The following is a 21,918-nucleotide window of genomic DNA, read 5'->3' as shown; positions in this document are numbered from 1 at the left end:
TGGTCAGGCAACGGGCTCCCTTGGTCGTGCTGGTGTCGTAACCGCGTCACTACCAAGGGGCCCGTTCTTTCATGCCCGTGGCCGCACTCGAACCTCCGTCCAGAGGATCACCCCCTGCCGCCACCTCGAACGAAATTCGGTTTGCCACAACGCACTTAGGCCCTATGGCCCGCCAGACAAACGACAAAGTGCCCTCGCTCAGCCCGGATCCACCGGCTTGATTCCCGGTTGATTGTTTCGGGGTCGTGCCGGCCGTGTTGGGGCTGAGTTGCGGATTCGGGCATGGGGTGGCCGCTGGTCTGTCCAGCTCTTCCACTCTGTCCACAGGTCTCGGGCCCTTTCGGGCAGGTCGGTCGGGGAGCGTCAGAGGGCCGGTGGTGCATGCACCGTGCTGAACAGCTGGGTGAAGTCCTCGCTCCAGGGCCAGCGCTCAGGCAGGTGCAGGGTGAAGCGGCGGGCGGAGCGGGCCAGGCGGGCGGGCACGTTGATCAGGCGATCACGGATGGTGGCGGTGGTCGCCCTGGCATGGAACGCGGAGGCCGGGGCGCCAGCGGCGCGGGTCAGGTTGTGTGCCAGGGCCGCCAGGGCGAGCCACGCGGCATTGGCCTGGAAATGACCGGACGGCGCGTGGGCGAAGCCGCTGTTCTTGACATCGGCGATCACCTGCTCGACGACAGCGTGCCGGCGGTGATCACGCTCGGCATCCCTCAAGGCGAGCGGGGAGTCGGTGAACGCGGCGTGGTAGCGCCGGGTATCGAAGAGCGTGCCCTGCCCGGCGGGGACGGTACCGGCGCTCAGGCGCTTGACGCGGCGCGTGATCAGTCGGGCGGTAACCTGCTGTTTCTTCGGCTTGGAAGTGAAAGCGGTGTAGCGGATCTCGGCTATCTCGGCGTCGGAGATCGGGCACTGGCCCTCCTCGTCCCAGACCGCTTGGGGATATTTGATCGGTGTCCAGGCGTCCTCGTCGATGCGGGCGATGGTGGCTTTTACGGAGGCGTTCATCCGCATGGTGATGGAGAAGCGGGCACCCAGGGCCCGGCAGGCGTTGACAACGTCGGCGCCGTAGAACGCGGAGTCCGCCCGCAGCACCAGCAGGCCGCTGGCGCCGCAGGCGCGTGCGGTGCGGATGGTCTCAGCGACGAACGCTGCCGCCCCGCGCGCGGAGTTCGAGGGGCCCTTGCGCAGCCTGGTGGCGGCGGTCACGGGGGCGGACAGGGGTGTGGAGACGACGCCGAGCAGTGCATTCAGGCCCTTGACCTTGCTGTATCCGTATCCGGCGCCCTGTTTGGCGTAGCCGTGGGTGCGGCGGACGGTGTCGTCGATGTCCACGTAGGCGGCCTGGTCCGCGCCGGGCAACAGCGGGGTGTGACGGGCCAGTTCGTGCAGGAACCGGCGGGCCACGGCGTGCGGTTGCTTCACATGCCCGTGGGTGAAGGAGCGCAGGAACGACCCCAGCGTAGACGGGGCCCGCACTCCGGAGAACAGGCGGCCCATGGCGCCGTGCCGCAGCCGGTCCATGTCGTCGATGCTGTCGGCGCCCGCGGCCATGCCGCCCACCAGCGACATCAGTTTCGCCGCTGGGAGGGCGCCGGTGCCGTCCTTCGAATCGGGCAGCCGGACGTGCTCGCCGGCCAGCTTGGGCAGACCGCACCGCTCGGCCAGCCGCACCACCGGCTCCAGCCCGCCGTACGCGATCAGGTTCGGATCATCGAACGCGGATGAGACTGCCGCCGCGGCATGGGAAGACTGCATCTCGGAAGTGCCTTGTCGATCGTGCCTGATGTGGTCCTAGACAAACCCCATCATCGCAGGTCGCAAGGCACTTCTTCGTTTCTGGGTGAACCATCCACCAGCATCAAGCCCGTGGATCCGGGCTCAGGTTTGGGAGCGGGGGCACTACTTTTTCATGATGTGATCCGAGTGTCTCCACGACCGGTGCGGTGAAGCTTCTCCGTAAACCTGGACACCTGGAGACTGGGAGTGCCGGGCACGAGGAACTGCGTCGTCTGCGCCGACAGAACCTCCAACAGCAGAAGACCATCGAGGTCCTGAAAAGAGCGACGGCCTTCTTCGCGCGGGAGAGCGACCGGTGAGCGAGGTCTACCGGTTCATCGCGGCGGAGAAGGCCTGGTCAACGACCACCAGGACGGTGCCGAACCTCGCGGCCAGTTTCTGGAAGACGGCCCGCAGCTTGGGCTCGCTGTTCGGCAGCTGCTTGTCGAGGACCTTCTTTCCGGCCGGGGTCGGCCCGTGGCCGTGGTGGGTGCTTTTCCCGACGTCCAACCCGAGGAAGACGCTCACGCTGCCTGTGTCGATCATCGTGTCCCCACTCGCTCAACAGGTGCCGGCCTGGGTGGGGGTGTTGTTCTCGCGCGTCCACGTTATGCAGACCTGCCGCCCGCAGATGGCCGGGCATCGCGCCCGGTCGGGCGATGGCCGGACCTCTCATCAGCGTCTCCGACGGCATCCCTCGGGCCCGGTGACACCACCCCCCAGGTCATCCGATCGACAGGGGGCAAAAGTCATACCGGGCCCGGAGGCCAGCGGCCCTCTTACAGGACCGCGAAAAACATAACGGGGCTGCCGCGGAAGGAAATGCTCACGGCCCGACCGTAGGTATGTGGCCGCCGCGACCAGGGAACATCCGTCGGTAGGAACGGCAGTCCCACTCCCCGGCCGGGAGCACGCAAGGGCTCCGAGGCCAGCTCCCGATGCTTCGCGTGGTGCAGACTGTCTCGAACGTCCGCCGGATCAGCAGACCTGCCTTGTGGAGGTTCAGGCGGATCACCTCGTCGGTGACGGGCATGCTGCTGGCAGGCGTTCCTCCGGCGTTTCGACATCGAGCACACCTTCCGCATGCTCAAGCAGACCCTCGGCTGGACCCGGCCTCGCCTGCGAGACTCCGCAGCCGCCGACTGCCTGACCTGGCTGATCCTCGCCGCCCGCACCCAACTCCGCCTCGCCCGGCCCCTCGCAGCCGACCGGCGCTGGCCGTGGGAGAAGCCGGCGCCCCCGCACAAACTCACCCCCGCCCGCGTCCGGCGCGGGTTCAGGAACCTGCGCACGACGACCGGCTCACCGGCTGGTGCACCGAAACCCACCGCACCCGGCCCCGGACGCCCGCCGGGCTTGAAGAACCGGCGACCCGCAGGCCGCCACGACGTGGGACGAGTCCTCACCGGCAGCGAGCCGTACCAGCGACCCGATCCGGTTAAAAAACAAGCTCAGGCCGCGGATGCGGTGGAGTCGAAGGCACCGGAGAGCAGGGCCTTGAGCCTGCCGCGGGAGGTCCGGGCCAGGACGATGTTCTGGTCGGAGATGTTTTGGGCGTCGATGACCTCCACGTGGTGGAAGACGGGCAGGAGGTGATGGCAGGCCACGAGCCAGTCGACCCGGGCATCGGGACCGTGCGTGGGGTAGGCGAGCATCGTGGGTGCCGCCGCGCCCGTGTCACCGGTGGTCTGCGCGAGGTGGGATCCGATGTCGACCACGCCCGCGCTACGCAGAACGGCGTGCGGGACCTGGTCCATGACCCGTATCCCGAAGGGTCCGATCCGGCTGCAGTGGGCGCGGTGCGGATGGTCGGCGATCTGGTCCAGGACCGGCAGCGGGCACTCGCCGGGGAAAATCCAGTGCGGGTAGGAGAGCAGCAGGTCAGCGGCTGGTACCGCGCCTGCCTGTATGGGTCACCTCCGCTGGCGCGGAGAGCAGGGCATGTTCCTGGCCCTGGCCTGGGCGCTGTGCGGGTCACCTCCGCTGGCGCGGAGAGCAGGCTGGCTCCACGTCACCGATCAGACCGGCGATCGGGTCACCTCCGCTGGCGCGGAGAGCAGGACGCGGTGCGGAGCAGGAAGACGTGGCCTTCCGGGTCACCTCCGCTGGCGCGGAGAGCAGTGGGCTGGCGTACGACGAGCCTGGCCGGAATACGGGTCACCTCCGCTGGCGCGGAGAGCAGCCCCACCACTGGCAGCGGCCGAACGGGCTCAAGGGGTCACCTCCGCTGGCGCGGAGAGCAGGCGTCTACATCGGCGTCTCCGGCGGCCTGCCGCGGGTCACCTCCGCTGGCGCGGAGGGCAGAAGATGACAGCACGGCACAGTCGGGCTTGGAGTGGGTCACCTCCGCTGGCGCGGAGAGCAGGGGCGTTGTGCTGTGCGATGTGGTCAGACGGCCGGGTCACCTCCGCTGGCGCGGAGAGCAGCACGGCCGTCGTCGGCCGGCGGAGGCGGGTTACGGGTCACCTCCGCTGGCGCGGAGAGCAGGTGTCGAGGCGCCCGGTGCCGCCGCGTTCCAACGGGTCACCTCCGCTGGCGCGGAGAGCAGTCCCAATTTCGAGTCGCAGACCGTGGGCGCCACGGGTCACCTCCGCTGGCGCGGATAGCAGACCGGCTTACGGCCTCGCTCTTCGGTCCACCACGGGTCACCTCCGCTGGCGCGGAGAGCAGGTGTCGAGGCGCCCGGTGCCGCCGCGTTCCAACGGGTCACCTCCGCTGGGGCGGAGAGCAGTCCCAATTTCGAGTCGCAGACCGTGGGCGCCACGGGTCACCTCCGCTGGCGCGGATAGCAGACCGGCTTACGGCCTCGCTCTTCGGTCCACCACGGGTCACCTCCGCTGGCGCGGAGAGCAGATCCAGGTCCTCGCCACGCACCGCTTGAGCGACGGGTCACCTCCGCTGGCGCGGAGAGCAGTGCCTCCTCAACCGGGGTGCCCTGCTGGAGCGCGGGTCACCTCCGCTGGCGCGGAGAGCAGGGTGCCTTTCCCTCATGATCGTTAACACTCTCCGGGTCACCTCCGCTGGCGCGGAGAGCAGGCCACCAACGGCCAGGCGACCTGATCCGTCGCCGGGTCACCTCCGCTGGCGCGGAGAGCAGCAGACCCCGGATACCGGCCGGGCAAGGCCGGTCGGGTCACCTCCGCTGGCGCGGAGAGCAGGCACGGGTCGTCGGCCAGCTCGGGCATCTCGCCGGGTCACCTCCGCTGGCGCGGAGAGCAGGATCGCGCCCCTGACCTCGGCCATGCCGCAGGGGGGTCACCTCCGCTGGCGCGGAGAGCAGCACGCCGCACCACCCAGCGCGTCGGGGAGGGGCGGGTCACCTCCGCTGGCGCGGAGAGCAGGAACGGGACCGGCTGAGCACGGCGCAGCTGTACGGGTCACCTCCGCTGGCGCGGAGAGCAGTTCGCGTGGCCGTACTCTTTGCAGTCGTGCGGCGGGTCACCTCCGCTGGCGCGGAGAGCAGCACCGCCTCCAACGATTCGTCTTCGGTCACGCCGGGTCACCTCCGCTGGCGCGGAGAGCAGTGCACGCTGCCGCCCGGACACGACGACGAGGACTGCGGCGACGGGTCACCTCCGCTGGCGCGGAGAGCAGCCTGGGAAGAGTCCGAGCGCGCTGAGACGGAGCGGGTCACCTCCGCTGGCGCGGAGAGCAGGAGGCGGCCGGCCAGCCCTGGGCCATGGTCAACGGGTCACCTCCGCTGGCGCGGAGAGCAGGACCTCAGCGATCTGAACTTCCTCCTGGACCGCGGGTCACCTCCGCTGGCGCGGAGAGCAGCTGGCTCCGTCACCTGCCAGCCCCCGCTGTGCCGGGTCACCTCCGCTGGCGCGGAGAGCAGTCCGGAGGTCCTCGGAGACGGGCCAGTCCCAGCGGGTCACCTCCGCTGGCGCGGAGAGCAGCGGACACCGACCGTCCGGGACTGGACCGACGACGGGTCACCTCCGCTGGCGCGGAGAGCAGGCGCAGTATCAAGGCGTCGCACGTCATCGTGGCGGGTCACCTCCGCTGGCGCGGAGAGCAGTTCTTCCACTCGCCCTTGCCGAGCAGGCCGAGCGGGTCACCTCCGCTGGCGCGGAGAGCAGAGCAGGCACGCGGTGATGGGCGGCGGTGCGGGCGGGTCACCTCCGCTGGCGCGGAGAGCAGGCGGACGCGACCTCTCCGGCCTCCTCGACCAGCGGGTCACCTCCGCTGGCGCGGAGAGCAGTGCACGAGCGGCTGGTCGACCAGGCCCAGGCCCGGGTCACCTCCGCTGGCGCGGAGAGCAGCTCGGCGCGGTAGGCGGCAAGCAGTCCGGTCGCGGGTCACCTCCGCTGGCGCGGAGAGCAGTAGCCGTGCTCGCTCAGCCACCGGTGCGCGGCCGGGTCACCTCCGCTGGCGCGGAGAGCAGGCTCCCTGACCTGCGGCCCTAGAGGGGCCTTGTAATTTCTTTACCCTTGTGGGTGACTGCCTACGGCGGAGCCTCGGGCCGTACCTGTCGGGCGCATGAACGGGATTGTAGGGCCCGTGGGTTGGGGGAGGCGGGGATCGCCGGGGCTGGGGGTGGTTGTCAGTGGGGCCTGCTATCCCTTGAGCATGATGAGTGGCGCTGGTGGGGCGTGGCCGGTGGGTCGAGTGGACTGCCGGATGTGGGGGAAAAAGAAGGGGCTGCCCAGGGTGTACCCGGTGGTCTGCCACATGCTTGATACGGCTGCTGTGTTCCTGGCTTTGTGGGATGGGCTGGTGGGGGAGGGGACCCGGGAACGCGTCGGTGGCGCGCTGGGGCTGGGGGCGGCCGAGGCGCGGGCGGTGTTGTCGTTCTGGGCCGGGCTGCACGATCTGGGGAAGATCACGCCGCCATTCCAGGCGCAGGTGCCCGCGGCGTTCGCCGGGGTGCGGGCGGAAGAGGTGTACTGGTTTGTGCCGGGGGCGGATAAGGAGTGGCAGTTCCGGCATGAGAGGGGGACACATTGGGCACTGGCCAGCCTGTTTGCCGAGGCGGGTTATCCGGGAGGAGGCGGCAGGTCGCTGCGGGGGGCGGTGAGCCATCAGATCGCACAGCTCCTGGGCGGTCACCACGGCCGGTACGGCGATGTGCTCAAAGCCCGGGAGCTGGCGCGGGCGAGTGAGTACCAGGCGGGGCTGGGGGAGGGGGGGTGGGCGAGGCAGCGCCGCGCGCACTTCGCGGAGCTGCGCCGGGTGACGGGCGGCGACGCCGTACCGGAGGCGGGGCTGCCTGCCGAACTGGCCGTCGTGGTCAGCGGTTTGGTGGTTGTGGCCGACTGGCTGGCCAGCCAGACGGATGCGATTGTGCCGCTGATGCCCCCGGCGGACTGGCAGGGAACTCCCGGGGAGATCGATGCCCACTGGCGGCGCACCCGGGCGACGGCCGCAGGCCGGGTGACAGGCGCCCGCCTCGGGCGCGCCACGTTCCAAGCCGACGAGTTCGGCGCGATGTTCCCCTTCACCCCCAATGCTTTGCAGCGCGACCTCGTCGGCCATCTCCCGGAGCTGGTCGCCGGGCGCGGCACGGGCCTGGTGCTCGTCACCGCGCCGACCGGTGACGGCAAGACCGAAGCGGCCCTGTTCGCGGCCTCGTTGCTGGGCCGGGCCGCGGGGGCCCGCGGGCTGTACTTCGCGCTGCCCACCATGGCGACCGCCAACGGCATGTACCCCCGGGTGCGGGAGTTCGCGGAAAACGCGCTGACCGGTGAACGGGCCCTGACGCTCCTGCACTCCATGGCCTGGCTTAGCCCCCTCTACACAGGTGAAAGCGGGGGCGGCGAAGAGACGGGCGGCGAGATCAGCGCCGCGCACACCACCGCGCTGGAGGCCGAGGCATGGCTGCGTGGCGCGAAACGGGGGCTGCTCGCCCCGCTCGGGGTCGGCACCATCGACCAGGCACTCGCCGCGGTCCTGCCCCTCACGTACAATGCCCTTCGCCTGTTCGCCCTGTCCGACAAGGTCTTCGTCGTCGACGAGGCGCACGCGTACGGGCCGTGGATGCACAAACTGCTTACCATCCTGCTGGAGTGGCTGGGCGCCTTCCGTGCCCCGGTCGTCCTGCTGTCGGCGACGCTCTCGGGCCGTACGGCCGGCTCGCTGGTGGACGCCTACCGGCGCGGCGCGGGCTTCCTGGAACCGTCAGCTGTCGAACCGTGCTATCCAAGCTGGCTCTTCGTCGACGGCGCGACGGGCGAGGTCTCCAAGCCCCGGGCCACGGACAGCGAACGTGCCCGCGCTCTCGAAGTGACGGTACGACAGGTCACCTGGGACATTGGCGACGCTCCGCAGACCCCACCGCGTACCGGCGGCCGGCGCCGCGCCCTGCGGGAGGCGCTGAGCCCACTCGCCGAGGACGGCGGTACCGCGCTGGTGTGCTGCACCACGGTTGCCGAAGCACAGGCCACCTACCGGGACCTGTGCACGGGGTACCCGGAACTGGCCGCGACAGAAGGCGGGTTGCGGCTGCTCCACTCCCGCTATCGGGCCGACATCAGACAGCGCATCACCGACGAATGCCAGGCGGCGTACGGGAAGTCGCGGACGCCGGAGGACGCGTCCAGGCCGCGGTCTGCATCCATCCTCGTCGCCACCCAAGTAGTGGAACAATCGCTCGATTTTGACTTCGACCTGATTGTCAGCGATCTCGCCCCGCTGGCCCAGTTGCTCCAGCGTGCCGGCCGCGCCCGCCGGCATGCCCGCGGCCCTCAAGGACGCCCGGCCTGGGCCCGGTCGGAAGATCGGCCCCAGCTGGTGGTCCTCGAACCTGTGGACGCACAAGGCAGGACGGATCGCCCGCGCACCTGGGGATCAGTTTACGACGCCGGCCTGCTCACCCGTACCGCCGGTCTCCTGCACGCGACCCCCGCAGCCGGGATCGCCGTACCCGGTGACGTCCAGGAACTGGTCGACTTCGTCTACGCCGAGGACTTCGTCGACCTGCTCGACGCCGCATCCCAGCGCGAACTCCGACAGATGGACTCCGAACGCCAGGCGGACGAGATGGTCCAGGAACACCTCGCCACCATGGTCGGCATCGACGCCCCCGCGGACGTGGCCGATGATCTGCACCGGCTCAGCCGCCGCGAGGCCGGTGTCACCGAGGAACTGCTGACCACCCGGCTCGGCGCGGACACCGGCCGGCTTCTCTGCCTGTACGAACAGCCCGACGGCAAGTTGACCCTCGACGAGGACGGCAAGGAGGGCCTACCGAAGGACCGCGCACACGGCCCGTCTCGTGCCGAACTCGCCCAGATCATGACCCGCGTGGCGCCTGTGCCCGGCAAGTGGCTGCTGGGGGAGGGCGAGGCCGGTCTCGTACCGCAGAGCTGGGAGGAGCGTTCGATGCTGCGGGACGTGGTCCCGCTGCGAATGCAGCCTGACGGTCCGGGTGTGTGGCGGGGGCGGCACGGCGGGCGGACGATCACGATCTCGGCTGTCGGTTTGGAGGTTGCCTGAGCCTCCGGTCGAGTACGCTGTACCTGACGGACTGACAAGGCGTCATGTCATTACCTCTGACGTGACATGCTTTGGAGCATGGAATGACCCCTGCCCCGTCACCCACCGTGGCCGCAAGGTTGCTTGGGAGGCCCCAAGCGGCCACGCTGGGCTCGCCCGCACCAACGGGCATGAGGAGAGACCTGTCCTGTCCTCCGACGTGACATGCGGGTCACCTCCGCTCGCGCGGAGACCTCACCCCCATTGTGTCCCATCGAAGGAAGCCACCCTCAGTGCCCAGCATGTACAACCTGCTCAACGAAGCGTGGATACCCGTGCGGTGGGCCCCCGGTTCCCACGGCGACAAGCTGCCCGACCGCGTCGGCTTACGCGAGGCTCTGCTCCGCAGCCAGGACATCGCCGGCCTGGCCGTCCCCGAACCTCCGGCCCACGCAGCCCTGTTGAGAATCCTGTATGCCCTCACCGCCCGAGGGACGGGCCTGGACGAAGCAGGCCCCGGCAATTGGTACCGGCGTCGGGAGGCGATCGCGGAGGCGGGCCGGCTTCCCGAAAGCGGGGTCGAGGCGTACTTCGCCCGGTACGCCGACCGGTTCTTCCTCTACGACCCTGACGGCGGACGTCCGTGGATGCAGGATATCCGGCTGGCCGAACAGTGCGACCCGGACAACACTGCGGGTGTCAACAAGCTGATCGTGACCCGCCCTTCGGGAAATAATCACGCCTGGTTCCGGCATGGCAGCGATGCCCGGCCCGACCTGCCGGAGGCGCCTGAGGCTGTGCTGAATCTTTTGGTGTGGCACTACTACGGTCCGTCCGGGCGCTGTTCGGCCCGTGAGGTGAACGGCGTGAAGAGTGCCAGTACGACGGCGGGTCCGCTGCGTACCGCGCTGTCGTACCACCCCGAGGGTGCTTCGCTGTTCGAGACGCTGCTCGCCGGTCTGGTTCCGCCCAAGGTGGCGGTGCGCCGTACCGAGGACTTGTGCCCGTGGGAATGGAACGAGTTGCCCGATCCGGAGAAGCTTCCCGCGCCGCCGGTCGGCCCCTGCGCCCGGCTGACGGCGTGCTCGCAGCATGCGCTGCTGCTCAAACCGGGCGGTGAGCACGGCGAATTGGTCGAGGATGCCTTCATCACCTGGGCGTACCGCAGCGGCCGTGTCGCCCGCGACGACGACTATCTGATCTGGCAGATCAGCAAGCAGGGCAACCGCTACCCGCGTCCCGCCGATTCCCAGCGCGCACTGTGGCGGGATCTGGACGCGCTGCTGCTGCACCGGGTGAATGAGGGTGACGGTCCACAGCGTCCGCTGGTCTTCGAGTCGGCCGAGGATCTGGGGAAGTTGCCGCTGCGGGTGCGGGCGCTGGGTTTCGAGCAGGAGGGCCAGGCGAAGGACACCCAGTTCATGGAGGGGTCCACACCGCCTGTGCTGGGGCTTGCTGAGGAACTGGCGGCATCCTCCCGGCCGGCGGTGGCGCGGCTGCGGCAGTACGGCGAGGTGTACGGACGGCGGCTGGACCGTGCGGTGAAGCGGGCGTGGGCGGCATACGTCGACGACGCGAAGGCCGACACCGGCACGTGGTCGGCCGAGGCGGCGGCCCGTTACTGGCCGGGTGCGGAGACCGAGTTCTGGGCGCGTTTCCGGCGGCTGGACCGTACGGGCAGGGCGCTGGGCGGGGGTCTCAACTTGGATGCGACCCGCTCGGCGTTCCTGCGGCTGGCCGAAGCGTCGTACGACACGGTCACCACTTCGGTGACGCGGACCCTGCGCGGTGCGAAGGCGGTGTCTGAGGCGCGGATCGAGCTCTACGGCGGGCGCCACCGCACCCGTTAGCCGATCCCACAGTTCCCGCCGACTTGCCGGACCAGCCGTCTCCTCATTTCCGATCGGCAGAGAGCCTCCGTATGACCACCCAGACCGAGCCAGACCGCCCCGCCCTTCGTCTCACTCTGCATCAGAAATACGTGCGGCGGATCGAGAACCTCTGCCGCACCGACCCGGGCGCCCGCATCGCCTTGCGCAAAGGGCTGCGGCGCGCCCTGGACGATGGGGCCCACACCCGCGGCATGCACCGGCTGATCACGCCCTGGCTGCCTCAGGGCGCGGAGACTCCGGAGACCGAGCAGCGGGCGTATTACACGATCGCCGCGCTGATCGCCGCCCAGCCCCGCTACAGCTTCGCCGCCGACGGGCCCGAGGATGAGCCTGCCGCGGAGGCCGGGAACCAGCCCGCCGCAGAGCCTCAGAATGATCCGGGCCAGGATGCCGACGGTGAGTCCGAACCGGCGGCGGCCGTCATCGACCCGGCGGCATCTCCCCCCGGGTCGGCCCAGGCTCGGCGCAGATCCTCCGGGAGCAGTCTCGGTATCGCTTTCGCACGTGCCGTCGCTGAGGCGCCGGGCCGGGAGCGGGAGATGCGGCTGTCCACTGCGGAGAGCCGGCTGAACCTGCTCACCCGGCAGAGCGTCAACGGTCTGCACCGGCATCTGCCCGCCAGCGTCGGCTACTTGCGCGGCCTCGACGTACCGGTGGACTGGGCGCGGCTGCTGGGGGACCTGATCGGGTGGCAGGCCGGGTCGGGGCGGATCTCGCGCCGCTGGCTCCAGGACTTCTACTGGTCGTGCGCCCAGTCGGACCGGGATAAGGCGGCCAAGGCAGACGGTGAGGAGGCGGCTGCCGAGGAGGCAGCCGGCCCGCCGGAATGACCGCCGCTCACTGTAGGACGCCTGTCGTGAAGCTCATCTGACGCGTACTTACGTGATCACCGCCCCCGTGATCAACGCTCGCCTGCTGACCTCGCCCGTCGGCCGCGCGCCTACCACCCTCCCGCTTACCGCTTACCGCTGACCGCACCCCGTACGGAGAAACCCTCGTGACCATCACGCCTGCTCGCTTCATCGACATCCACGTTATTCAGTCCGTCCCCTTCGCCAATCTCAATCGCGATGACACAAATTCTGTTAAAACCGTGCAATACGGCAATGTGCTGCGGACTCGGGTGAGCAGCCAGTCGTGGAAGCGCGCGGTGCGCGAGGTCTTCCAGGAGCGTATCGGCCAGGCCGCGCTGCGGACCCGGCGGATCGGGGAGCGGGTCACCCTCGAACTGGAGGGGCGGGGCTGGCCCGCCGCGCTCGCCCGGCGGGCCGGCGGGCACATCGCCGCGGGCAGCAGCATCAAGTTCGAGCTCGCCAAGAAGAAGGACGACCCGGCGCAGACCGTCCCCAACAAGGTTCTCACCAACGCGATGGTCTACGTCCCCGAGGCGGCCGTCACCGAGCTCGCCGACCTGGCCGATGAGCACCGCGCTGCGCTGGAAGCGGCCGGGGAGATCAAGAAGCCGGCCGACAAGAGCGTCCTGCCCAAGGACGCCATCGAACGGGTGCTGCGCTCCCGCAACGGGGTGATCAACCTGTTCGGGCGGATGCTGGCCGAGGTGGACGACGCGGGGGTGGACGGCTCCGTGCAGGTCGCGCACGCTCTCACCACCCACGAGACGGACGTCGAACTCGACTACTTCTCCGCCGTCGACGACATCACCGCCGCCTGGCGGGACTCCACCGGCAGCGGACACATGGGCCACACCGAGTACAGCGCCGGCACCTTCTACCGCTACGCCACCGTCGACCTGCGCGACCTCGCCGCGAACATCGGCGACGAGCCCGCCGCCGCAAGGGAATTGCTGACCGCGTTCCTCGCCGCGTTCATCGAGTCGCTGCCGCAGGCCAAAATGAACTCCACCGCCCCGCACACCATCCCCGACCTTGTGCACCTGTCGGTCCGCAGCGACCGCCCCCTTTCCTACGCCGCCGCCTTCGAAAAGCCCGTCCGGGGCGCCACCGAAGGCGGTTTCGTCGACGGCTCCATCCGTCAGCTCGACACCTACGCCCAGGCCGCCAACAAGCTGCTCGGCGCCGGCCGCACCCTGGCCTCCGGCTGGGCTGCCGTCGAAGCCCAGAAGCTGACCGGCCTCGGCACGCGGCGCGATTCCTTCGGCGAACTGATCACCGAAGCACTGGACACCGCTCTCGGCCAGGAGCACGCCGGGGCCACCGTATGAGCACAGCAACTCTCCCTGCCCCGGACGCTGTTGCCGCCGAACCCGGCCTGCTGCTCCGGCTGGCCGGACCCTTGCAGTCCTGGGGCGAGCACAGCCACTTCAACGAGCGGGACACCGCCGGATTCCCCACCCGCTCCGGGGTGCTGGGCCTGCTGGCCGCCGGACTCGGCCGAGGGCGCGACGAGCCCGTGGACGACCTGACCCGGCTGTCACTGACCGTCCGAACGGACCGGCCCGGCGTGATCTTGCGTGACCTGCACACCGTCGGCGGCGGACTGCCTGCCAAAGCCACCGTCACCACAGCCGAGGGCAAGAAGCGCACCGGCGACACCGGCACGCTGCTCACCCACCGCTACTACCTCGCCGACGCCACCTTCACCGTTGCGCTCACCATCCCCGCCGATGCCCAAGCAGCCGACAGTGCAGCCCTGCTGAGACGGTACGCACAGGCGCTGCGGTCACCGCAGTGGCCCTTGTTCCTCGGCAGACGCTCATGCCCGCCCGAAGGCCCGGTGCTGCTCGGCGCGAGCCGTGACGCCCTGCACCACCTGGTGCACCTTCCTCTCACCGGGTGGCCGCCGCGCGGCGCGCCGCAGCCGGTGGAGTTCCTCTCCGACCGGCCGCTCGACCGGCTGCCGGTGCCCGTACACCTTAACGCCGTGAACAGCGACGACGGCACCCACACCACCGGCGACGTCAAAGACGACCCGGTCTCCTTCCACCCACGCCGCCGCAGCCACCGCGCCCGGCCGCTGTACCGCCGCTCCGTGCATCTATCCCCGGTTCAGTACGCCGGACTCGGCACCGACGCCCTCACACGGCTCAGCACGTATTTGAACAATGAGGAAGGGAGCCTGAGTTGACCGTCTGGCTGACCCGCATCGTCCCCGACCCGCGCTCCCACGACGCCCGCCACGACACCCAAGGCCCCGGGGGGGCCATCAACCTGCACCGCCGCCTGATGTCCCTCTTCCCTGACGGCATCGGCGCCGACTCACGCGCCCAGCTCGGCGTCCTCTTCCGTACGGAGGACACCCCCACCGGAACCCAGATCCTTCTCCAGAGCAGCCACCAGCCCGACCCGGACCGCCTTCCGGCCGGATACGGCACCGCCGTCACCCGCCCGCTCGACCAGCTCCTCGACGCCCTGGCAGCCGGACTCACCATCCGCTACCGCTGCGTGGCCAGCGCCGTCCGCAAACCCGGCGCCACCACACGGGAGCTGTACGACCTGCCCGCCGTCGTCGCGCTCCGCGGCGCGCCGGCCGACGAGTGGTGGTCCCGCCAGGCCGAATCCGCCGGCCTCAAACCCCTCCACGTCCGATCCCAGCCGCTCGACGCCGTCCGCGGCCGCCGCGGCACTCACGGCCCCGCCGCCGAACAGCAACTCCGCCACGCCCGAACCCAGTTCGACGGCACCGCCGCCATCATCGACCCCGACCTGCTCCGGACGAAGATCACCGAGGGCATCGGCCGGGGCAAGGCGTACGGCTGCGGCCTGCTCAGCATCGCCCCCGCACGGAACACCGAATGACCCCACCGCCGCCACCACCACGCAAAGAACGCACCCCGGCCGACGCCCGGCGGCGACTCGCCGCCCCCACCGTCGCGATGCTCCCGCGCATCGCCGACTCCCTGTCCTTCCTCTACCTCGACATCGTCCGCATCCACCAAGACGACACCGGAATCTGCGCCGAAATCACCAGCGAACGCCGCGGCCCCGAGACCGTCTACCTCCCCACTGCCGCACTCGCCTGCGTCCTGCTCGGCCCCGGCACCTCCATCACCGCCCGCGCCCTGGCCACCTTCGCCCGCCACGGCACCACCGTCCTCATCACCGGCTCCGGCGGAGTCCGGTGCTACGCCGCCACCCTCCCCGACTCCCTCACCACCGGCTGGCTCGAACGCCAGGCCCGCGCATGGGCCGACGACGACGGGCGCCTTGCCGTCGCCACCGCGATGTACGAAAAACGCTTCGGCCCGAGCACCGCCCCGACCGGCGCGAACCTCCAGCAACTGCGCGGATTCGAAGGCCAACGCGTCAAGGCCCACTACCAACTCCTCGCCCGCCAGTACAAGATCGGCCGCTTCCGCCGCTCCTACGACCCCGCCTCCTGGGACACCCAGGATCCCGTCAACCTCGCCCTGTCCGCAGCCAACACCTGCCTTTACGGCATCGTCCACGCCGCGATCCTCGCCCTCGGCTGCTCACCCGCCCTCGGCTACGTCCACAGCGGAAACCAGCAGGCTTTCGTCTACGACATCGCCGACCTCTACAAAGCCCAGCTCACCATCCCGCTCGCCTTCTCCCTCCACGCCTCCACCAACCCCGAAGCCGAAGCCCGCCGCTCATTCCGCGACGGCCTGCGCCTGTTCAAACTCCTCCCGCGCATCGTCACCGACATCCAGCACCTCCTCGACCCCGACACCGACCTCCAAATTCCTGACCCCGACGAACAACTCGTCGACCTCTGGGACCCCGTAGCCGGCGCCATCCCCGGCGGCACCAACCACGCCACACCCTAACCCCCAGTGCCGGAGCCCCCCGTGCCTTCAATGATTGCCATCTCCGCAACCGCCGTCCCCGACCACCTCCGCGGCGCCCTCACCCGCTGGCTCCTCGAAGTGACCCCCGACCTCTACGTCGGCACCGTCTCCGCCAAAGTCCGCGATGAACTCTGGACCTCCGTAGCCGCCTCCACCGGCCACGGCACAGCCGTCCTCATCTACCCCACCGACAACGAACAAGGCTTCACCCTCCAAACCGCCGGCCCCCAACGCCGCGAACCCCTCGACTTCGACGGGATGACACTCATCGGCTTCCGCGGAGACGGTCAAGAAAGAGCAAAGCCCCTCTAGAGGGCCAGATCAGGAAGGGTGCTCTCTGCGCGAGCGGAGGTAACCCGGTCATCAGCGAGGCGGGCGGCGAGGTCAGTGCGTGCTCTCTGCGCGAGCGGAGGTAACCCGGTCTGCCCGACCTTCGCGCGGGAGCCCACTGTGTGCTCTCTGCGCGAGCGGAGGTAACCCGGGGACGTGGGTCGCCGGAGGTGCGCTGGCGGTGTGCTCTCTGCGCGAGCGGAGGTAACCCGGTGTTCGCGGCAGGGACCCCTGCGGCGGGCCTGTGCTCTCTGCGCGAGCGGAGGTAACCCGCCGTCGGCTGCTCCGACTGCGAAGATCTGGCCGTGCTCTCTGCGCGAGCGGAGGTAACCCGTCGATACACGGTTCCTCCGCCACATCGACGCGGTGCTCTCTGCGCGAGCGGAGGTAACCCGTCGCCGAAGCCTCGGGCGACTTGGTGAATGCCGTGCTCTCTGCGCGAGCGGAGGTAACCCGATCAGCAGTCGCTTGCCGGTGGCGCTGGGGGTGTGCTCTCTGCGCGAGCGGAGGTAACCCGTCGTCTGCGACCGCGATGGTTCGCCGAACGGCGTGCTCTCTGCGCGAGCGGAGGTAACCCGTACGGGACGGCGGTCACGGGGTGGGCTCCTCGGTGCTCTCTGCGCGAGCGGAGGTAACCCGGATCGGCAAGGCGCCGGCGCAGTGGTCGCAGAGTGCTCTCTGCGCGAGCGGAGGTAACCCGATGGCCGGTGAAGGCCAACCGGTCGCCGAACAGTGCTCTCTGCGCGAGCGGAGGTAACCCGGCGCGGCGTCCGGTCCGGCCGAGGGTGCGGCGGTGCTCTCTGCGCGAGCGGAGGTAACCCGGCGCAGTTCGCCGGTCGGATCATCGCCGAGCGGTGCTCTCTGCGCGAGCGGAGGTAACCCGCTGGGGTACGGCCACGCCTGGGCGTTGGTGCCGTGCTCTCTGCGCGAGCGGAGGTAACCCTGGACCGGGGTGGTTCGCGGGACGCGGCCCGGAGTGCTCTCTGCGCGAGCGGAGGTAACCCGACCCCAGTGCGGTTCGGGTGTGTCCAGAAGACGGCTGATCCAGTTTTTGTAGGGGTTAGTGCTGCGCCGCGGAAGTTCGTGGAGGGGTCAGATCGCTGAGGGGCCGAGGTAGAGGCCGCACGCGCAGTCCAGGCAGTCTTCGGGGCTGGCTGCGGGAAGCCCGCTGGGCAGCACGTTGTCCTGGTAGCCGTCTCGGCTGGCGAGGTAGAGCGCGAAGCCCCAGGTGTGCAGGACTCCGGTGAAGCGCAGGCGGCACAGCGGAAGACGTTCGCCGTCTTTCAGCTCGCCATCCACATAGGCGAATCCGGCCCGGAAGCGGACGTGAACCTTGGCCAGCTGCGGCCAGCGCTCGCCGGCGCGGGTGTTCAGCCGTTCGCGCAGGTGGTGCTGCATGGACTCGGGAGGGTTCTTCGGCACAGCCCTTATCCTGCCGCCCGGGCGGGTCCTCCGCCATGATCACGGATCATGGCGGAGGACGCGGGGCGGAGTGCGGCAGTGGCCGTGGACATCGACGAACAGACGCGCGGAGTGTTGCAGCGGACGGTATCTTCCCCGAAGTCCCAGGTCAGACAGGTACTTCGGGCACGAATAGTGCTCGCGGCCGGCGACGGGACGGGCAACGCGATGATCGCCCGCCGCCTGACGGCGAGTGTGAACACCGTCCGCAAGTGGCGTGGTCGGTTCGCCGAGCAGGGTCTGGACGGCCTGGAGGACACCGCCCGATCGGGCCGCCCCCGTATCTACGACGACATGGTGCGTGTCGCAGTGGTCGCCGCGGCCACCAGCGCCCCGCCGGCCCGGCCGCGGCCTGGACCCACGCGGCGATCGCCGACCAGGTCGCGGGCACCGTGTTCGCGCCGATCTCCGCATCCCAGGTCGGCCGGATCCTGGCCGACCTGGACCTCAAGCCGCACAAAGTCACCGGCTGGCTCACCCGCCGCGACACCCCCGACTTCTGGGAACGCGTCACAGACATCTGCGGCCTCTACCGCGACCCGCCGAGCGGGGCGGTCGTGCTGTCCATCGATGAGAAGACCGCCATCCAGGCCCGCGAACGCCGCTATCCCTCCCAGCCACCGGCACCGGGCCGAACCCCCCGCCGCGAATTTGAATACCGCCGGCACGGCACCGCCTCGATCGTCGCCGCCCTCGACGTCACCACCGGGCAGACCCTGATCGAGACGATCCAGCGCAACAACGCCGCGACCTTCACCGCGTTCCTGAACCGGCTCGACCGGCTCCTGCCCCGTGACAAGGACGTCCACGTCGTCCTCGACAACGGCTCCTCGCACACCGCCAAACACACCAAGGAGTGGCTCGCCGCCCACCCGCGCTGGCACGTCCACTGGACCCCGCCCCATGCCTCCTGGCTCAACCAGGCCGAACTCGTCTTCTCCGCGCTGACCCGCGCGGTCCTGCGCTACGGCGACTTCACCAGCCGGGACGACCTGATCGCAAAGATGGACACCTGGATGATCCAGCGGAACGAACACGCCCGCCCGTTCCGCTGGACTGCGCTTGATCCGCTTTGACGGACATTCGAGATCAGGGGTTCTGCCCCGGGAGGATGTCCATCATGGAGAGCATGGGGAAGAAGAAGCCTCGCTCTCGCCGCTCGTTCACGCCGCAGTTCAAGGCCGAGATCGTCGAGCTTTGCCAGCGCGGTGACCGCTCGATGGGTCAGATCGCGAAGGACTTCGATCTGACCGAGACCGCGGTGCGTGACTGGGTCAAGCAGGCTGAGGTCGACGCCGGCGAGCGGGACGGCCTGACCAGCGGCGAACGCGGGGAACTGGCCGCACCGCGGCGGGAGAACCGCCGACCGCGCGAGGACGTCGACATCCTCAAGCGGGCCACGGCTTTCTTCGCGAAGGAGACCCGGTGACGGTTCACCCGTTCATCGAGGCGGAGAAACACGCAGGTCACAGCGTCAAACGCGCCTGTGAGCTCTTGAAGGTCTCCCGAGCCACCTACTACGCCCGCCGTACCGCGGCACCCGGTCCCCGCGCCGTCCGCGACGCCGGACTGACCGGGCAGATCACCGCCGTCCACACGAGGTCGCGGGGAACTTACGGTGCCCCGCGGGTCCACGCCGCGCTGCAGCACGACGGTGCCGTGTGCGGGCGTCGCCGTGCCGCCCGGCTGATGCGGGCGGCCGGGCTGGCAGGCGTGCATCGCCGACGACGGCACCTGACCACCGTTCCCGATCCGCGGGCCGCCGCCCGTCCCGACCTCATCGCCCGGGGCTTCCAGCCCGACCCCACTGGGCTGGATACACGCTGGTGCGGTGACATCACCTACCTCCCGACCGACGAGGGCTGGCTCTATCTGGCCACCGTCATCGACATCGCCTCACGCCGAATCGTCGGCTGGGAGACCGCCGACCACATGCGCACCGATCTTGTGGCCGACGCCCTGACCGCCGCCTGCCGGCAGCGTCGCCCGATGCGACCGGTGATCTTTCACTCGGACCGCGGAAGCCAGTACACCAGCCGGCAATTCGCCGCCCTGGCAGACCAGTTCGGGGTTCGTCTGTCGGTCGGCCGCACCGGGCAATGCCGGGACAATGCACTGGCCGAATCGTTCTTCGCCACCATCAAACGGGAACTGCTCGACACGCGCACCTGGCCCACCCGGGCAGCCGCACGCATCGCGATCTTCGACTTCATCGAGGGCTGGTACAACTTGCACCGCCTGCACAGCAGCCTCGGCTACCTCAGCCCCGCCGACTACGAGACCACACACGCAGCCTGACCACCACACCAATGGTGCCCGTCAAAGCGGAACAAGCTCAATGCGTGAAGAGCTGGCCACCACCATCCAGGGCACGGTTCGCCTGGTGACCGAGACCGCGGCGACCAGCGAAATGGCGGCCCATGGTGACGCCTGAACAAACCACACCCCCGCAAAGCACTCGCGCCGCCTTCGCCTCCGTCGCCTGCACGCCCCGCGCCGCCCGCGCCTTTGCCCGGGTCACCTTGCGGGCGCGGGGACGGCAGGCCCTCATTGAGCAGGCCGAGGCCGTCGTGAGCGAGCTGGTCACCAACGCCGTCAAAGCCACCCTGCGAAGCAGCCAGGACACAGGCAGGCTTGCCAGCCCCACCCCGGTGAGCCTTGCACTTCTCCTGAACGAGGGCGTCCTGCACATCGCCGTGCAGGACAGCGCCGCCGAACAGCCGGCGCTCCAAGTCCCGGACGAAGACGCCGAACACGGTCGCGGGTTGCTCCTGGTGGCGGCGCTCAGCTTGGTGTTTAACCTCGCACGTCACCCGACCTGCTGATCTGCGGATCTTTCCGGGACAACAGGGGCGGCCGTTCTCCACGCTTCGAGATGTCGAGTCACGAAGCACGAGAGAACGGCCGCTGCATATGAGTCTGCCTGTCCCCGGGGCCGTCGGTGATGCGTTGGGAGTCCTGTCCCGCTTTCGGGTCGAGTTCTACGAGTGTCTGTACGCCCGCGCCGACTCTCTCTTCGAGCTCACCGACGCGATCCTGTGCAAGGACGGGCCCGTGCAGACCTTGGTCGACCTGAGTCTAAAGGCCGAGCACCGACGCGGGCACGGCGCCCTCTACCAGGCGCTGAACACCGGCTGGGCCGAGCCGGCACGGCTGCGGAGCCTGCTGGCCTTGCTGCCCGTGCCGCGTGCGGTCGACGGCCGGATCGTGCTGGCCGTGGACGTCTCCACCTGGTTGCGCCCCGATGCCGAGACCAGCCCCGACCGGCTGTTCTGCCACGTCTACGGACGCGGCCGCAGCAAGGACCAGTTCATCCCCGGCTGGCCCTACTCCTTCGTGGCCGTTCTGGAATCGGGCCGGACCTCCTGGTGCCGCCTGCTGGACGCACTGCGTCTCGGCCCGGCCGATGACGCCGCGGCCGTCACCGCTGCCCAACTGCGCGACGTCATCGAGCGGATCATCGCCGCGGGCCACTGGAGCGAGGGTGCCCCCGAACTGCTGATCGTCGCCGACGCCGGCTACGACCTGGCACGTCTGGCCCATCTGCTCGCCGACCTGCCGGTGGAGGTATGCGGCCGACTGCGCTCGGACCGCGTGATGGCCCGCGACCCGGCCCCGCACAATGCCCGGCCACGATCGGGCCGCCCGCGCATGCACGGTGCTCCGTTCGCACTGGCCAGGGCCACCACCTGGGGCGATCCGCAGACCGAGACCCTTACCGACACCACCCGCTATGGCACCGCAACCGCCCAGGCATGGGACCGGCTCCACCCCCGACTCACCCGCCGCTCAGCCTGGATCACCGACCAGAACGCCGAACTTCCCGTCCTGCACGGCCTCGTAGTCCGCCTCACCGTCGAGCGCCTGCCCGGCGGACGGGATCCTGACCCCGTGTGGCTGTGGTCCTCACGCCCCGGAGCCGACCCTGGCCACGTCGACCAACTGTGGCGCACCTACCTGCGCAGATTCGACCTGGAACACACCTTCCGGCTGATGAAGCAGACATTGGGCTGGACCGTGCCCAAGCTCCGGGACCCGACCAGCGCGGACCTGTGGACGACGCTCATCATCGCCGCACATACCCAGCCGTGGCTCGCCAGACCAGCCGCGCAGGACCTGCGCCGCCCATGGGAACGCCCACTTCCCTCCCGCAAGTTGACACCCGCCCGGGTCCGGCGGGGGTTTCGCAACATCCGCGCGAAGACTGCCCGCCCCGCGGCTGCGCCGAAACCCTCCCGCCCCAACCCCGGACGCCCCCTCGGATCGAACAACCGTGTGAGAGCTGAGGGGCCTCGCATTTTCCGGACAGTGATCTGA

The 21,918-nt window shown here is 69.7% G+C and carries 17 protein-coding genes, 3 pseudogenes and 2 CRISPR repeat arrays; of the genes and pseudogenes, 16 read left to right on the top strand and 4 right to left on the bottom strand.

Annotated features, from left to right (window positions below):
* Nucleotides 1–363: 363 nt before the first annotated feature.
* The gene (locus RLT57_RS26515; RefSeq protein ID WP_311299761.1) at nt 364–1,752 is read right to left on the bottom strand and encodes an IS1380 family transposase; all 1,389 of its coding nucleotides are present in this window, start codon (nt 1,750–1,752) and stop codon (nt 364–366) included.
* A 188-nt stretch (nt 1,753–1,940) separates the two neighbouring features.
* Between RLT57_RS26515 and RLT57_RS26510 the strand changes: the two genes are divergently transcribed.
* Nucleotides 1,941–2,093, top strand: coding sequence for a hypothetical protein (locus RLT57_RS26510; protein WP_311299760.1), 153 nt, complete (start codon nt 1,941–1,943; stop codon nt 2,091–2,093).
* A gap of 25 nt (nt 2,094–2,118) precedes the next feature.
* Here the strand turns inward: RLT57_RS26510 and RLT57_RS26505 are convergent.
* A pseudogene (locus tag RLT57_RS26505) lies at nt 2,119–2,319 on the bottom strand (IS110 family transposase); the annotation flags it as partial.
* A gap of 492 nt (nt 2,320–2,811) precedes the next feature.
* Between RLT57_RS26505 and RLT57_RS26500 the strand changes: the two are divergent.
* A pseudogene (locus RLT57_RS26500) lies at nt 2,812–3,174 on the top strand (NF041680 family putative transposase); the annotation flags it as partial.
* A gap of 50 nt (nt 3,175–3,224) precedes the next feature.
* Here RLT57_RS26500 and RLT57_RS26495 read toward each other — a convergent pair.
* Entirely contained in the window at nt 3,225–3,530 is a 306-nt protein-coding gene (locus RLT57_RS26495; protein ID WP_311299759.1) for a hypothetical protein, read from the bottom strand.
* 152 nt (nt 3,531–3,682) lie between these two features.
* A CRISPR array of direct repeats spans nt 3,683–6,160; the repeat unit is 29 nt; unit sequence CGGGTCACCTCCGCTGGCGCGGAGAGCAG.
* Nucleotides 6,161–6,345: 185 nt separating this feature from the next.
* Here RLT57_RS26495 and cas3 point away from each other — a divergent pair.
* The 8 genes from cas3 to cas2e all read left to right on the top strand — a co-directional run bounded on the left by cas3 (nt 6,346) and on the right by cas2e (nt 16,122).
* Nucleotides 6,346–9,210 (top strand): CRISPR-associated helicase Cas3', encoded by a 2,865-nt coding sequence (gene cas3 / locus RLT57_RS26490; protein ID WP_311299758.1) that lies wholly within the window; start codon nt 6,346–6,348, stop codon nt 9,208–9,210.
* Nucleotides 9,211–9,491: 281 nt separating this feature from the next.
* Nucleotides 9,492–11,039 carry a type I-E CRISPR-associated protein Cse1/CasA gene (gene casA, locus RLT57_RS26485; RefSeq protein ID WP_311300882.1) on the top strand — a complete coding sequence of 516 codons (1,548 nt, stop codon included), beginning with the start codon at nt 9,492–9,494 and terminating at the stop codon, nt 11,037–11,039.
* 71 nt (nt 11,040–11,110) lie between these two features.
* Nucleotides 11,111–11,911: a type I-E CRISPR-associated protein Cse2/CasB gene (casB, locus tag RLT57_RS26480; protein WP_311299757.1), complete on the top strand. Its 801-nt coding sequence runs from the start codon at nt 11,111–11,113 to the stop codon at nt 11,909–11,911.
* Nucleotides 11,912–12,078: 167 nt separating this feature from the next.
* On the top strand, nt 12,079–13,263 hold the full coding sequence (gene cas7e / locus RLT57_RS26475) for a type I-E CRISPR-associated protein Cas7/Cse4/CasC (protein ID WP_311299756.1): 1,185 nt from the start codon (nt 12,079–12,081) through the stop codon (nt 13,261–13,263).
* Complete coding sequence (cas5e, locus tag RLT57_RS26470) at nt 13,260–14,126, top strand: type I-E CRISPR-associated protein Cas5/CasD (protein WP_311299755.1); 867 nt, start codon at nt 13,260–13,262, stop codon at nt 14,124–14,126. Before cas7e ends, cas5e begins: the two co-directional genes overlap by 4 nt.
* A complete protein-coding gene (gene cas6e / locus RLT57_RS26465; RefSeq protein WP_311299754.1) occupies nt 14,123–14,797 on the top strand; it encodes a type I-E CRISPR-associated protein Cas6/Cse3/CasE in 675 nt (224 codons plus the stop codon). Before cas5e ends, cas6e begins: the two co-directional genes overlap by 4 nt.
* Nucleotides 14,794–15,789, top strand: a complete 996-nt coding sequence (gene cas1e / locus RLT57_RS26460; protein WP_399129448.1) for a type I-E CRISPR-associated endonuclease Cas1e — start codon at nt 14,794–14,796, stop codon at nt 15,787–15,789. The genes cas6e and cas1e overlap by 4 nt, the downstream gene beginning before the upstream one ends.
* Nucleotides 15,790–15,810: 21 nt before the next feature.
* A complete protein-coding gene (gene cas2e / locus RLT57_RS26455; protein WP_311299753.1) occupies nt 15,811–16,122 on the top strand; it encodes a type I-E CRISPR-associated endoribonuclease Cas2e in 312 nt (103 codons plus the stop codon).
* Between the two features lie 18 nt (nt 16,123–16,140).
* A CRISPR array of direct repeats spans nt 16,141–17,145; the repeat unit is 29 nt; unit sequence GTGCTCTCTGCGCGAGCGGAGGTAACCCG.
* Between the two features lie 87 nt (nt 17,146–17,232).
* Here cas2e and RLT57_RS26450 read toward each other — a convergent pair.
* Entirely contained in the window at nt 17,233–17,562 is a 330-nt protein-coding gene (locus RLT57_RS26450; protein ID WP_311299752.1) for a hypothetical protein, read from the bottom strand.
* Between the two features lie 48 nt (nt 17,563–17,610).
* Between RLT57_RS26450 and RLT57_RS33500 the strand changes: the two are divergent.
* The 6 genes and pseudogenes from RLT57_RS33500 to RLT57_RS26425 form a co-directional block, all read left to right on the top strand.
* Nucleotides 17,611–17,955, top strand: a pseudogene (locus tag RLT57_RS33500) (helix-turn-helix domain-containing protein); the annotation flags it as partial.
* Nucleotides 17,868–18,677 (top strand): IS630 family transposase, encoded by an 810-nt coding sequence (locus RLT57_RS26445; RefSeq protein ID WP_399129946.1) that lies wholly within the window; start codon nt 17,868–17,870, stop codon nt 18,675–18,677. The pseudogene RLT57_RS33500 and the gene RLT57_RS26445, both read left to right, overlap by 88 nt.
* 44 nt (nt 18,678–18,721) lie before the next feature.
* Nucleotides 18,722–19,030 (top strand): transposase, encoded by a 309-nt coding sequence (locus RLT57_RS26440; protein ID WP_311299185.1) that lies wholly within the window; start codon nt 18,722–18,724, stop codon nt 19,028–19,030.
* Nucleotides 19,027–19,899: an IS3 family transposase gene (locus RLT57_RS26435; RefSeq protein WP_311299750.1), complete on the top strand. Its 873-nt coding sequence runs from the start codon at nt 19,027–19,029 to the stop codon at nt 19,897–19,899. Before RLT57_RS26440 ends, RLT57_RS26435 begins: the two co-directional genes overlap by 4 nt.
* 122 nt (nt 19,900–20,021) lie before the next feature.
* Complete coding sequence (locus RLT57_RS26430; RefSeq protein WP_311299749.1) at nt 20,022–20,426, top strand: ATP-binding protein; 405 nt, start codon at nt 20,022–20,024, stop codon at nt 20,424–20,426.
* Nucleotides 20,427–20,514: 88 nt separating this feature from the next.
* Nucleotides 20,515–21,918: an NF041680 family putative transposase gene (locus tag RLT57_RS26425; protein WP_311299748.1), complete on the top strand. Its 1,404-nt coding sequence runs from the start codon at nt 20,515–20,517 to the stop codon at nt 21,916–21,918.

It is taken from the genome of Streptomyces sp. ITFR-21 (genome assembly GCF_031844685.1).
Taxonomy (GTDB): domain Bacteria; phylum Actinomycetota; class Actinomycetes; order Streptomycetales; family Streptomycetaceae; genus Actinacidiphila.
This window is presented reverse-complemented; position numbering and strand designations above follow the sequence as displayed.